Origin of the sequence: Vibrio mimicus CAIM 602, assembly GCF_000338875.1 — a bacterium.
Taxonomy (GTDB): domain Bacteria; phylum Pseudomonadota; class Gammaproteobacteria; order Enterobacterales; family Vibrionaceae; genus Vibrio; species Vibrio mimicus.
The window spans coordinates 41,561-55,936 of record NZ_AOMO01000031.1 but is presented as its reverse complement, the minus strand read 5'-3'; the positions used below and the strand labels follow the sequence as shown (position 1 = coordinate 55,936).

At 44.7% G+C, this 14,376-nt stretch carries 9 protein-coding genes; 5 read left to right on the top strand and 4 right to left on the bottom strand.

Features of this window, described 5'->3' with window-relative positions; genetic code table 11:
• Positions 1-9: 9 nt before the first annotated feature.
• A complete protein-coding gene (gene fruB, locus D908_RS09100; protein ID WP_005524659.1) occupies positions 10-1,152 on the bottom strand; it encodes a fused PTS fructose transporter subunit IIA/HPr protein in 1,143 nt (380 codons plus the stop codon).
• Positions 1,153-1,480: 328 nt separating this feature from the next.
• Here fruB and cra point away from each other — a divergent pair, with 328 nt between their 5' ends.
• The 4 genes from cra (at position 1,481) to D908_RS09120 (ending at position 8,971) form a co-directional block, all read left to right on the top strand.
• Positions 1,481-2,461 (top strand): catabolite repressor/activator, encoded by a 981-nt coding sequence (gene cra / locus D908_RS09105; RefSeq protein WP_000171129.1) that lies wholly within the window; start codon positions 1,481-1,483, stop codon positions 2,459-2,461.
• 165 nt (positions 2,462-2,626) lie between these two features.
• Positions 2,627-3,766 (top strand): exonuclease SbcCD subunit D, encoded by a 1,140-nt coding sequence (locus D908_RS09110; protein ID WP_005524658.1) that lies wholly within the window; start codon positions 2,627-2,629, stop codon positions 3,764-3,766.
• Position 3,767: 1 nt separating this feature from the next.
• Complete coding sequence (locus D908_RS09115) at positions 3,768-6,809, top strand: AAA family ATPase (protein WP_005524656.1); 3,042 nt, start codon at positions 3,768-3,770, stop codon at positions 6,807-6,809.
• Between the two features lie 173 nt (positions 6,810-6,982).
• Positions 6,983-8,971 carry a hybrid sensor histidine kinase/response regulator gene (locus D908_RS09120; protein WP_167733108.1) on the top strand — a complete coding sequence of 663 codons (1,989 nt, stop codon included), beginning with the start codon at positions 6,983-6,985 and terminating at the stop codon, positions 8,969-8,971.
• A gap of 82 nt (positions 8,972-9,053) precedes the next feature.
• On the opposite strand, the gene cqsA is transcribed toward D908_RS09120, so the two are convergent.
• From cqsA to clcA, 3 genes are all read right to left on the bottom strand, one after another.
• The gene (cqsA, locus tag D908_RS09125; protein WP_005524651.1) at positions 9,054-10,223 is read right to left on the bottom strand and encodes an alpha-hydroxyketone-type quorum-sensing autoinducer synthase; all 1,170 of its coding nucleotides are present in this window, start codon (positions 10,221-10,223) and stop codon (positions 9,054-9,056) included.
• 196 nt (positions 10,224-10,419) lie between these two features.
• Positions 10,420-11,382 carry a TDT family transporter gene (locus D908_RS09130; RefSeq protein ID WP_032467605.1) on the bottom strand — a complete coding sequence of 321 codons (963 nt, stop codon included), beginning with the start codon at positions 11,380-11,382 and terminating at the stop codon, positions 10,420-10,422.
• A gap of 99 nt (positions 11,383-11,481) precedes the next feature.
• Complete coding sequence (gene clcA / locus D908_RS09135) at positions 11,482-12,888, bottom strand: H(+)/Cl(-) exchange transporter ClcA (protein ID WP_005524647.1); 1,407 nt, start codon at positions 12,886-12,888, stop codon at positions 11,482-11,484.
• A gap of 481 nt (positions 12,889-13,369) precedes the next feature.
• Here clcA and D908_RS09140 point away from each other — a divergent pair, with 481 nt between their 5' ends.
• Positions 13,370-14,359: a CobW family GTP-binding protein gene (locus D908_RS09140; protein ID WP_005524645.1), complete on the top strand. Its 990-nt coding sequence runs from the start codon at positions 13,370-13,372 to the stop codon at positions 14,357-14,359.
• The last annotated feature ends 17 nt before the right edge of the window (positions 14,360-14,376 follow it).

Here is a 14,376-nt window from a genome sequence, read left to right as displayed (position 1 = left end):
CGCTGCTCCTTAACCTTCACCTAAGCCTGCATTAATCGCAGCACCTATGGCTTGTAATGCAGCATCGGCATCAGGGCCTTCAGCACTGAATTGAAGCTGATGATTGTGCTTCACGCCCAGTGCGATCACTTTCATCAAGCTTTTCGCATTCACGACTTGGCCATCACCATCAAGATTGGAGACTCGGATCGTAGATTCAAATTTCTTCGCTTCTGCAACTAACATGGCACCCGGGCGAGCGTGTAGACCGTGAGCATTTTTGATTCGGAAAACCGCATTATGCTCAGCAGATGAAACCGACTCAGGTGTGGATTCTTCAGCATTCGCTGTAAATAGATTGAGCAGCTGACTAACATCAGCTTGCAGTAGTTTTTCTTGTTGCTGCTGAAACACCAGTTCGGTGATTTTGTTTAAAAGCGGTTGGTGTGCATCGTTACACACAGAGAAAGCGATTAACGCTTTAACGGGTTGCTGATCGTATTCACAATGGTTTGCTGTTGTAACGATCGACATGCCTGTGCGTTTCACTGCTCGGTCACTGGCAACCAGCCAAATACCGCGACCCAAGTGAGTAGGGGATTTAGTGACCAAGTCGGCAACAAATTCACTTTCTGCGCATCCGGTATTTCTCAGTAGGCCACCTGCTACAGCACTCATTTGCACCATATCGCTGGCAGGAAACTGCAGTTGAATTAATGAAGCATCAAAATCGGCACTCAGTTGAGCTTCACCTTTGATTACAGTGATGATCTGTTGTGCTGTTTTTGCTTGTTGCAAAGCTTGTTCAACACCTTCTGCAGATAAAACCTTGGTTAATTGTTTAAGAATGCCTAAATGTTCATCGGATTTTGCGGCAATACCAATTGCCACATACACACGGTTACCATCTCCCCAATCTAAACCTTGTGGGAAATGCATCGCTGTTACACCCGTTTGTTTAACCAGTTCACGGGTATCGGTGGTTCCATGCGGAATCGCAATACCATTCCCCAAGTAAGTAGAATGCTGTGCTTCGCGATTGAGCATACCTTGCGCATAACCTTCTGCGACCAAACCTTTTGCGGTCAGTGCTTGTGCGAGTCCTTGAATTGCAGCTTGTTTGTTCTCGAAATGCTGCTGCAATTGAATGTCTTGTGTGGTGAGTTCCAACATACTTAACCCCTCTCTGCCTATTTGGGCGGGATGACATCAGTCCAAACGACTTATAACCCTAAGTGCTTGGAGATCATGATCTCATCCTTCCTCTATCTTCCCGATGCTGAAACGATTCAGCATTAAGGGCAAAAAAATTCAGCAAAACCGCGATTCATCATGATCCTGCTGCTAAATGTAGTTCACAATCTCTGAGATTGTGAGGAAACGATACTTTTGCTGAATCCTTTCAGCTTTAATACTGAATCGATTCAGCGTATAATTCAACACCAAGCAGGGATCAAAAATTGCGTTCTATGATCAGACGCACATAAAACGAGTAACCACTATGACACTGGATGAAATCGCCAAATTGGCTGGTGTATCCAAAACCACCGCCAGTTATGTGATCAATGGAAAAGCGCAGAAGTATCGGATCAGTGAGAAGACACAGCAAAAAGTGATGGCTGTGGTCGAGAAGTACAACTTCCGTCCAGACCATGCTGCGTCAGCATTGCGTGCCGGTAACAGCCGTTCTTTTGGTTTGATTATCCCAGATTTAGAAAACACCAGTTATGCGCGTTTAGCTAAATTGCTTGAGCAAAACTCGCGGCAAGCGGGGTTCCAGATCTTAATCGCCTGCTCAGATGACGATCCGGAAATTGAAATTGCCGCGGCAGATGCTCTGGTATCAAGACGAATTGATGCTCTCTTTGTGGCGAGTTGTATCGCCAATGCCAGCGAGTTTTATCTCAAGATGCAGCAATCGGGTACCCCTGTCATTGCAATCGATCGAGCATTGGATGATGAATATTTCTCGTGTGTGATCAGTGAAGAATTTGGCGCAGCGTTTGAACTGACGCGCTCAGTATTAAATCATGAAGTAAAAAGTATCGGTTTGGTTGGCGCATTGCCTGAGCTCAACGTTTCTCGTGAGCGTGAACAAGGTTTTAGCATGGCAGCCAAAGAATTTGGTTTGCCAACGCTCATCAGCTATGGCGAGCACTTTAATCGAGAAGAAGGGCGTAAAGTTTTTGCGAAATGGGTGCGCAATAATCAACTGCCTGATGCCGTGGTTGCGACATCTTACACACTGCTTGAAGGTATCCTAGATGTATTACTTGAACAGCCAGAGCTGATGCAAAAAGTAAGATTAGCCACCTTTGGTGACAATCGCTTGCTGGATTTCTTGCCAATGCGGGTTAATTCGCTGCCACAACAATTTGAGTTGATTGCCGATAGCGCGTTAGCTTTAGCGCTTAATGCTTCTGCAAAACGGTATCAAGCCGGAATTGAGCTGATTCCTCGTCAGCTTAAGGTACGCAGTTAGCTTGAAATACGTGCTTTAAGCACAAAATTTCAGCCAGAAAAATCGCTTTTTTACACTTTGAGATGAAAACGAAAGATTTATCTCAACTTATCGAAGTGCAACATCGAAATCGCATGAAATAAAGGTATGATATGCGCCTGTTTTTGTTTCCCCGACAGGAAAGGCATGAAGTTTCTGCACACCTCAGATTGGCACCTCGGACGCCAATTTCATCAAGTCTCACTATTAGATGATCAACGCGCGGTACTCGAACAACTTATCGAGTTTCTGCGCCAAAATCCGGTGGATGCTGTAATTGTGGCTGGCGATATTTATGATCGCTCTGTGCCGCCAACCGCCGCGATTGATTTACTTGATGAAGTTGTGAGTGTGATTTGTGGAGAACTAAACACGCCTTTACTGATGATTCCGGGCAACCATGACGGCGCAAAACGGCTAGGTTTCGCAGCAAAACAGATGAAAAAATCAGGTTTACATATCTTTGCCGATTTTGAGCAGATGATGGAGCCTGTCGTTTTACATTCCGAGCAAGCCGGAGAAGTCGCTTTCTGGGGTATGCCGTACAACGATCCGGAATTGGTTCGCCACTATTACCAAAGCGAGATCAACAGCCATGATGCGGCGCATCAGCTACTGTGTGAAAAAATTCTCGCTCAAACCACAGCTTCCCAACGTAATGTTTTGATCAGTCACTGCTTTGTGGATGGTGCGATGGAATCGGAATCTGAGCGTCCTTTGTCTATAGGTGGTTCAGATCGAGTCGATCATCGCCATTTCTTGCCTTTCGATTATGTGGCTCTGGGGCATTTGCATCAGCCGCAAATGAAAGGGGCGGAGCACATTCGTTATTCCGGCTCACTCATGAAATACAGCTTCGGCGAGCAGCATCAGAGTAAAGGTGCAACTTTAGTTGAGTTTGATCATCAAGGTTTTGTTTCTGCAACCCATGTCCCTCTGCAAGCTCCACACCAAATGCGCATTATTGAAGGTGAACTTGAAGCGATCATTGCCGCAGGTGCGACCGCTCCCCAAGCACACGATTATTTGCTTGTCCGCCTTTTAGACAAGCATGCGATTTTGGACCCGATGGAAAAATTGCGTCAGGTCTATCCCAACGTGCTGCACATAGAAAAGCCGGGCATGTTAATCGGGGTGGATCAAGAAATGGGGAAAGCGCGATTGGCTCGTGGTGAGCTGGATATGTTCCGTGATTTCTTCTTAGAAGCGAAACGTGAGCCGCTCACTGACCAGCAAGAACAAGTGGTGATTGAAGTGATTCAGCGCCTAAAAGCGGAGGGGATGTAATATGCGTCCGCTAAAACTAGCACTGCAAGCTTTTGGCCCGTTTGCTGGCAGAGAGGTGATTGATTTTACTGAATTAGGTGATGCACCACTCTTTTTAATCAATGGTCCGACGGGGGCAGGTAAAAGCTCAATTCTCGATGCGATTTGTTATGCCTTGTATGGCGAAACGACTGGCAGCGAACGCACTGGCGATCAAATGCGTTGTGATTTCGCTGATTCTGAATGTTTAACGGAAGTTAGTTTTGAGTTTGAACTGGCCGGTGAGCATTATCAAATTACCCGTCAACCAGACCAAGAGATCCCCAAAAAACGCGGCGAAGGAATGACCAAAAAAGCGCATTCCGCCACCTTAGTTGCTTTAAAACAGGGCGATAACGATCTGATTGCCAACCGACCCAACCCCGTTGCTAAAGCGATAGTCGAATTGATTGGCTTAGATGTAAAACAGTTTCGCCAAGTGATGGTGTTACCTCAAGGTAAATTTCGTGAGCTATTAACTGCCAATTCAAAAGAGCGCGAACAGATTTTCGGGCAATTATTTCAAACCCAACTCTATAGCCAAATTGAACGCGGCTTGTTTGATCGTGCCGCGGGGATCCGCAAAGAAAAAGATGAGTTTGATCAGCAGATCAAAGGCACATTGAATGTGGTGGGGTTGGTCAGTGAAGAGCAGTTACAGGCTGAACTTGAACAAGTATCCCCGCTTCTTTTCGAAGCTCAGGAAAAGTTAAAAACTGAGCAACAAACGTTGGATCAATCTAAGGCTCAATATCAATCTGCGTTGGAATTAGAACAGCAGTTTGTACGCCAGAAGCAATTGGCCACTGAAATTGCTGTGCATCAACAGCAAGCTGAGCAAATTGAAGCGCTTCGCCAGCAACGCCAACAAGCCCAAAAAGCAGCACATTTAACGGCACCGTATCAGCAATGGCATCAAGCACATAAAGCTTTGCTTCAAGCAGAGCAAAAAATTGAACAGCAGAAACAATTGCAGCAGCAAGCTGAACTTCAGCAGCACCAAGCGCAGCTGGCCAGTCAACAAGCTAGCTTGGCTTGTGAACAATTGCCTGCATTGAATGAACAACGAATGCAATGGCAACGAGCGGAGCAAAAACTGTTAGCGCAAGAGAGTGTGCAGCAGCGAGTTGCGAAAGCGGAACGGGATCTTCAGCTTACCACTCAAAACACAACCAATTTGCAGCATGCTGGGGCTCAGCTAGAGCAGGAGATTCAAACCAAACGGCTTGAGTGGGAACAACAACAGCGCAAGTTAACCGATTTAGAGGCAAGGAAGGCGCAATTCAGCCAGTTGACGCTTCAAATACAAAGCCGTGAGCGTGAGCAAGCTCTGCTTGCTGAGTTGCAAAGTGTTCAGCAGGAGCTACAGCGCTTTGGGCAGTTATACCGTCAGGCACAAACCCACAGTGAACAAGCTAAGCAGTCGGCTGATAAGCTTGAACTTACATGGCATACACAACGCGCGGCGGAATTAGCACAAGAACTTAGACAAAATGAACCTTGCCCAGTGTGTGGTAGCCTAGAACATCCTAATAAAGCGCAGTTTTCAGGTGACGCTGTCACCAAGTCGCAGGTTGAACAAGCGCGAAATTTGCAGCAGCAAAGTGTTGAACGTCAACAAACCGCATTCAACCACTATCAACAACAGGGCTTTAAAGTACAGCAAGTCGAACAGAACCTCGCTAATCTGACCGCGGAATTGAATGAGCAAAAAATAGCTCCGCTGACTAACTTGTTACAGCAGCAGCAAACTTTGCGTAGTGAGATTCATGCTCTACAACAGCTCAACCCTGAACTATTACAGCGACAGATTGAGGACTTCGAACAACGTTTAGTGCAGAGTAAAGCGGCGTTGGAAAAGCAGTTGCTGAATAAACAGCAAGCGTGGCAAGTATTAACTCAAGCGCAGGCCGAACTGACTAGCTTGCAGCAAGATATTCCGGAAGAATTTTCCGACCTTAATATACTGCGTGCAGAAATTCAGCGTATACAGATCCAAACAGAAACGTTGCAAAAATCTGAGCAGTCCGCGCGTGAGCAATGGGTTCTGGCTCAAAAGCAATTGGCGAGTGTACAAGCAGCATATCAAGCGGCACTCGATCATCACAAAGAGTGTAAACAACAGCATGAGCAGGCCGTGCTCGCTTGGCAACAAGGGTTACAAAATTATGGGCTGCGTGATGAACAGCATTATCTGGCTGCACGTTTAACCGATGAAGTGATAGCGAAAATCGAAGCTCAAATTGCTCAATATGAAGAGCGGGGGGCGATGCTTAGTGGTGAGCAACAAGCGTTGTCTCGCAAATTAGCAGATCAAACGCAGCCTGATCTCGATCCGCTGGTCGCTTTGGTTAGCATAAACGAAGGGAAGGTGGCAGAAGCCTTGCAGCACTTTACCCAACTGCAATCGCGTATGGATGGCTTACAGCGAGTGGCAAAACAGCTTGCTGATTTGTACCAGAAAAACCGAGCGTTAGAAGCGGAATATCAGGTCGTTGGCACATTGAGTGATATTGCCAATGGTAAAACCGGAGCTAAAGTCAGCTTACATCGGTTTGTGCTTGGCGTGTTGCTGGATGATGTATTGCTGCAAGCCTCGCAGCGGTTGTTGAAAATGAGTCGCGGGCGCTATCTCCTCAAACGTAAAGAAGATCGCGCGAAAGGCAATGCGGGTTCCGGTTTGGACTTGATGGTGGAAGACAGTTACAGCGGAAAATGGCGTGATGTGGCGACATTATCAGGTGGTGAGTCATTCATGGCGGCGTTGGCTCTTGCGTTGGGTTTATCGGATGTTGTGCAATCCTACAGCGGCGGTATTCGACTTGATACGCTATTTATTGATGAAGGCTTCGGCAGTTTAGATCCTGAATCGCTTGACTTAGCGATTCAGACCTTGGTTGATCTGCAACAAGGTGGCAGAACGATAGGTATTATCTCTCACGTTACTGAACTGAAAGAACAGATTGGACTGAGATTGGATGTGTTGGCAACACGATTAGGCAGTACACTGCGTTTAGTGACATAAGATAGGCTAAAACCAAGGGCTATGATAATTATCACTGACCTTGAAGAGTGGAATCGGTAAAGTATGTGCATGTTGATGAGTAGCGAGAGAACGCAACGTTAGTGACGGTGAGCATGGAAGTGATAAAAAAAGTTTACCAGTACGCGGAACCCAATTTTTCTTTGGTGGGGTGGATGGGGATGCTCGGCTATCCTGCCTATTACTTCATTTGGGAATACTGGTTTCCGCAAACCTATGAAAATTTAGGTTTGCGTTTTGTTGCTGCTTTATTGTTCGCTGGGCTTGCGTTTCGGGAGTCATTGCCGAATAAGTGGAAGCGGTACATGCCGTACTACTTTTTGCTCACCATAGGTTTTTGCTTACCTTTTTTCTTTTGTTTCATGATGTTGATGAACAACTGGTCGACCATTTGGGCGATGTCGTTCATGGCATCCATCTTTTTACACATCCTCTTAGTGCACGATACTAAGGTGATGGCGCTGCAAGCCATTACCTCGATTTTGATGGCTTATGTGGCGGTGTATGGCTTCACGGATTTCCAACCGAATACCTTGATTGAATGGCCGTATGTGCCTGTTTTCTTGTTCACTTATGTCTTCGGCAATTTGTGTTTCTTCCGCAACCAAATTTCCCACGAAACCAAAGTCTCCATTGCTAAAACATTTGGTGCGGGGATCGCACATGAAATGCGTAACCCACTGAGTGCCTTGAAAACATCAATAGACGTCATTCGTACCATGCTTCCTAAGCCTCAGGCAGCCGTGCAATCGACTTATCCATTGGATGCACAAGAACTAGACCTTCTACACCAGATTTTGAATGAGGCGGATGATGTTATCTATTCAGGCAATAACACCATTGATTTGTTGTTGACCTCAATCGATGAAAACCGTGTTTCCACCGCAAGCTTTAAAAAATACGCTGCGGCTGAAGTAATTGAGAAAGCACTCAAGAGCTTTCCTTATAAAAATGCCGCTGATCAACACGCTATTCAGTTGGATGTTCGTCAGCCATTTGATTTTTTTGGTAGTGATACCTTGTTGACGTATGCCTTGTTCAACCTACTGAAGAATGCCTTTTACTATCAGAAAGAACAATTTTCCGTTTGTATTCAAATTGAGCAGAGTGCTGAACATAACCTGATTAAAGTGCGTGATAACGGGGTAGGTATTGCTCCTGAAATGTTGGAAGACATCTTTCGTGACTTTTATACCTTTGGCAAAAATGGCAGTTACGGCCTAGGATTACCGTTTTGTCGTAAAGTGATGACGGCATTTGGTGGCACCATTCGCTGTTTTTCTAAGCATGGTGAGTGGACGGAGTTCGTACTGACGTTTCCACGTTACGAGTCAAAAATCATTAGAGAAATTAAAACCGATTTATTAAAGTCCAAATCAGTTATTTACATAGGCTCGAATCAGTCGATTGTTCGAGAACTGAATCAGTTAGCGGCAGAGGAAGAGTTTGGCTTTACCGCACTTTCAGCCCAGCAAGCGGTAAGACGGCAAGACTATGAATTTGAATTCGATCTAATCTTACTGGACTTGGATGATGCCACTCAGCAAGGCGAACTTTTACCCAAACTTGAAGGAACGTTGAGTTTCGCGGAAGGTTGTATCGGGTATATCTATGACCCTAGCAAAGAGTATGCGGTGAACATCAACCGTTACCTACACATTCAACCGATCAGCATCCATTCTGTGCTGAAGAAAACCAGCAAAGTCATCGATCGTTTGCTCTTTGAGCAAGACTCTCTGGTGATGAATCGCAACATTATTCCGCTGCAAAAAAGTCGCCATGAACGGCGAATTCTCGTTGTAGATGACAACCAATCTATCCGTACTTTCACATCGATTTTGCTTGAACAACAAGGATATGAGGTTGTACAAGCGAATGATGGGTGCGAGGTGATCGCTTATATGGATACTCAGACTATCGACTTAGTGTTGATGGACATTGAGATGCCTAAAATCAGTGGCTTAGAAGCGACACATCTCATCCGAAGCTCTGATCGTGATTATAAAAACATTCCTATTATTGGATACACAGGTGATAACAGCCCGAAAACCTTAGCGTTGGTGCAAACATCCGGCATGAACGATTTCATTGTTAAGCCTGCTGACCGTGATGTATTACTGAATAAAGTGGCGGCTTGGGTATAAGGTGGGAGTGAATTCTCCCACCTTAATGATTTTATTCACAATTAAATGTGTTTTTCATTTTCTATCGATTAATTTTATTCGATTAACGAAAATAAAAATCCGAACATTTTACTGCATCAGTGCATATTTCAATTATCCGAGTTATTTGCTTTTCCGTCACATCACTATTGAGTGATAAGCGGATAATATTCTTGTTTTTTGATGTGGCAGGTCGACAAAAAACAGAACCAAATAAGCCATTGTTTTCTAAAAAATCACGGACTTTTTCTGTATTTCGCTCATCCCCCGTTTCTAAACCAATAATTTGGCTTTCACTACGAATGGTCATGCCTAATTGGGTTAACCCTATGCGCAGTTTTTTGGCCATTTTTTCTAAGTGCTGCCGTTTATCATCCACACATTCAATAATATCTAATGTGGTTTCTAAACCAGCCGCTTCATAAGGAAGTAAGGTCGAACTAAAAATCGCCGGATAGCTAATAAATGGCACGCAACGGTTGACCTCATTGTTACACCAAATCGCTCCAGCTCGATAAGCAAAGGTTTTAGCTAAGCTGGCGGTCATGAAATGCACTTCATGGGTGAGGTTCAACTCAGCGAGTAAACCAGCACCGTTAGGGCCGTGCGTCCCCAAAGAGTGCGATTCATCAACCAGTAAAGCGCAGCCGAACTCCTTACTGAGATTGACTAGCTCTGCCAGTGGCGCAACAGTGCCAAGAGTGCTGTAAATGGAATCGACAACTATGATTCCAGGCCCATGGCGCTGGATCAGCATACGTAAATGGTCACAGTTATTGTGCATAAAAGGGTGGGCTTGAGCGTTCGCATAGCGTGCTCCTTCCCACAATGACATGTGAGCGAAAAAGTCGATGTAGACATTGGTGTTAGGTTGGCAAATGGTTTGTAACAACCCTACGTTGGCATTCCAACCGGATTGAGACAGTAAACACTCATCAAAGCCTGTGAACTTGGCCAAGCGCTTCTCTACCATGGGTTTGTCATAATCATTTTGTAAGAATGAGGCTGACATAAATAAGCTCTGCTGTTCCTCAAGCAAAGACTTTGCTAAACGCGCTTTAATTAAAGGATGATTGGCCAGTGCGAGATAATCATTACTTTGCAAAATAATATCTTCACTTCTAGCTTGTTTTCCCAATACTAGATGTTTGCCGTTTTTGTTTATATCAAAATAATTTTCAATATAGTGAGTTATCTTATCCTGAATAAAATCAGGAAGATGTGTTCTATTCATCGCAATATATCCTAGTTCTAAATAATTTAACGCCAGCTGACGGGTGATATATTGCTTAATTAAAAAAGCCTGTCATCTAGGAAAAATTAAATTTATTAGTTGTCTAGAATAAATGATAATTTTCGGAGGCGATGTGGCGAATAATCATTAGGGGTAGGGGCTCTACCCCGAATAATATTCTAACATTAAAAATAATTTAAGAAGTAACTGAGTTATTTTTAAATATTTCCGGCCAATACATTTTTATGTACCCCCATGAAACCCACGCGACCAAAACAGTGGCAATCGTAATTTCTAAAAATCCGAAATAGTGTAACCAGTACCATTGTGGATGTTGCGTAGAGAAAAACTCATTGAGCCGCTGCATTGCCACGGCACTGATCACCGAAGGAAATGTAACTGCAGCGATAGATGGTTGAAATTGTAGACGCAACAAGCGCAGATAACAAAGGTAGATAAGCAGAGTCATGGTAATCGCAATACCCGCGAGGGCTCCAGTGAGGACGGGGTCCGGCTGAGAGAAGTTCACAAGGTAAGTGGCTAAAGTCAGGTTAATAGGAGCGGCCATAATGGCTAACGTAGGGCGTGCTCTTTTAGGTAATGTGCCAGCAAACACAAGGCGATAAAGAACCAGTGGCAGCATAACGAAATAAATAGCGATACATACATTCACAATCGCTTCTGAAAATAGGGTGTGTCCAAACTGGGTGCCCGCTAAAGAACTACTGATCACACCAACCGGATACAAAAACCAGCTTGGTACAATATTGGCGAGCTTGAACTGACGTAGCTGGAAATAGAAAAACAGCGTCATCATGGTTAAATGCAGTAACAAAGCCGCAACCCAAATCGGATAAGCTATAAATGGAGAGAGGATGGCAAGATAGTCACATAAGATAAGCAAAGCCATGCTCATCGGTGCCATTAAGCTACCTGATATGGGATGTTTGAGATCGGTAATGAAGGTGCGCCAATTGAGATATTTGAGTAGCACAGGCAACAGCAACAATGCTCCGCTGAATGCCCAATATGGCCGAATAAGTGTCCCAAGGGGAGGGTAATAGAGCACCCAAGCGTGGCCCAACCCTATCATTCCTAATGCTAATGCAGCTTGTGATGGTGGCACGTTTTGTACTTGGGTAAACCTATACCAATTCAATTTCTACTCCTTGGTGCATGATCCTAGATTGGATAAAAAAGCCGCTCCTTTAGCGAGCGGCTATTATCTGGTTTCACAATCGGTTAGGCAAATTGACTTTTATGTAATTGGGTTCTGAGGTGGAAGATCTTGCTGCTGCAACTTCTGATTCTTCAAAGTACGATGCAGAAGTTGACTGTAGATCGGTTGTCCGCCAAGCATTTGCGCGAAAATCACGGCACCTAGGCTGGTAATGATCAAAGGTAGAATCAGATGGTAGTTATTGGTCATTTCAATAACCAGCAAAATTCCAGTAATAGGAGCGCGTACTGTCGCAGCGAATAACGCGCCCATTCCAGCAATGGCAAACATGCCAGGTTCAATATTGAGTTCAGGAAACCACACTTTAGCGATTAAACCAAACGCGTAACCAAATAAAGTTCCGAGTGCCAACATGGGTGCAAAGATACCACCGGGAGCACCAGAGCCAAAACAGAGTAAAGTCGTGAAGATGCGGCCAACAAACAGCAGCAACAAGATGCCAGCACCATAGCCACCATTGGTGATGGTAGGAATTAAGCTAATGCCGCCACCGGTTAATTCTGGCAGGTAGAGTAGTAGTAAGCCAAAACAGCCACCAATCATAGAGCCAGTGAGCAGGTAGCGTTTGCGATCATTTCGATGAAATTTGACGAAAAGATCCTGAGCTAAAGTGATCAGATAATTGAACAACACCCCAAAGACACCGAATAAAGCACCAAGTAGTAAGAACAAGCCTAAGGTAGATAGTTCAGGAGCATCATATTGCGGCATAGTAATGACAGCCGCTTGGCCATTGACCAAACGAAACACAATGTTGGCTGACACCGCAGAAATGATGACCGCGCGAACTGAAATCAGCGTATAACGAAATTGCGGACGCATTTCTTCGATAACGAACATAATACCCGCCAATGGAGCATTGAATGCGGCGGCAAGGCCACCAGCAGCGCCTGCCGCTAGCAAAGAGTGGCGAGTATCTTCGTTTTTAACGCGGAAAATATCAGAAATCATGCGTCCGACAGCGCCACCCATTTGAACGGTTGGGCCTTCGCGACCAAGCACCATGCCAGAGCCTAATGCGCCCATGCCACCAAAAAATTTAACGGGGAGTACACGCCACCATCTCACTGGGCGCATACCATCCATTGCCCCTTCAATCTCAGGAATACCAGAACCCGCTGCTTCAGGCGCAAAACGGTGAACAAGAAAGTAGCCGATGGCCGCTAAACCGGCACTGATTAGAAAGGCTGCTATCCAGAGAGGTAAAAAACTGCCTAATTCACTTTTTAACCATTCCGTACGTGTTTCCGAAACCAGATGTACGGCTTGTTCAAAATAGGTACCAACTAGACCCGCTAAAACCCCGACGATCAAGGATAAAAAAAGTACAGATAAGGGTGTTTTGTCTTTAGAGAGGAACTGATTAATCGTATCTTTTGGCATTTTAGCCAGTAGACTGGTGATAAGTATCTCTCTTTTCGACATATTTATAATACCTTGTACTTACTAGGGAGGAGAAAGTGCGAGAATTATACGCTCAGCCAATTTCAACTATAGCGACAAAGTTGGAATATTGATTTTCATATATGGTTGATTTATTGAATAGTTCTAAAAATAGTGAGATCTACGCCAAAAAATCACACTGTTAACTTGATAATCCAGCACTATGTACCATAGTTAAAGCGTAAGGTTAGTGAGAACATTTCTGATGGAGGATATGGAACCTTACATACAATTTGGATGGAATCAAAACGTTCATATCAGTACCTCGGCAAAGAGACGCTTGCATACGAAGCCAAGCGAATTCGCAAAAACTCACGATTGAGTCTACGAGGAAAAAGGCGCGCTTTTCAGTGCGCCTTTTGCAATTTTAGTCACTTTCTATCTAAGCGATCTTCTCGACCTTTCTTATCAACGCTGTTACTTGCTTGGCTTTTGGATATACTGCCGCAAAAGGAGTATTAGCATGATGAATAGAGTTCCGACCAATATCATTACCGGTTTTCTTGGCGTTGGGAAAACTACGGCAATTTTGCATTTATTAGCAACCAAACCTGCGGATGAAAAGTGGGCTGTCCTTGTTAATGAATTTGGCGAAATTGGCATTGATGGCGCAATGATGAGCGAGCAGGGGGCGATGATCAAAGAAGTGCCTGGTGGCTGCCTGTGTTGCACTGCTGGGGTGCCTATGTCGGTTGGCATCAATACTTTATTGCGTCAAAAACCAGATCGCTTAATCATTGAGCCAACGGGGCTAGGGCATCCGAAACAAGTTGTGGCGACTTTGATATCCGAACAATATCAGCCCTATGTTGACTTAAAAGCGACTATCGCACTGGTTGACCCTCGTCATTTGAGCATTGAAAAGTATCGTAGCAACCAGAATTTTAATGATCAGCTTGCTAGTGCTGACATTATCCTTGGCAACAAGGTTGATCAGTGTAGCAGCAGTGATATCGATGCCTTTAATGATTGGGTTACCGATCTGGTCCCTGCGAAAGCGTTTAGTCAGTTAATAAAACAGGGCAATTTCCCGATTGAACTGCTGGATATGCCGCGTTTAACAGGTAATGCTTCAACTCACATTGAAGCGCACCACCATGATCACGCCGCCGATGAACCGCAATTTCAGCTTGCACCACAGCAACCTTTTTTACGCAAAGAGAATCGTGGTCAAGGTTACTTTAGCTGTGGATGGTTATTCGGTGCCGAATATCAGTTCAACTTCGATCTGTTATTCCAATTGCTGAGCGACCTAACCGCAGAGCGAGTGAAAGGTGTGCTTAATACTGACCGTGGCTGTTATGCCTTTAATGTGGCTAATGGTGTGGTTTCTGTGACCGAAATGAGCTTGGAAGGATTTGAATCGAGGTTAGAAGTGATTGATTCACAGCTAATGCCATGGGGTGATCTGGAGAGCATACTATTGAAACTGGCTGGTATTCCTCAAGCCTGAGTAAATGTACTCATGTA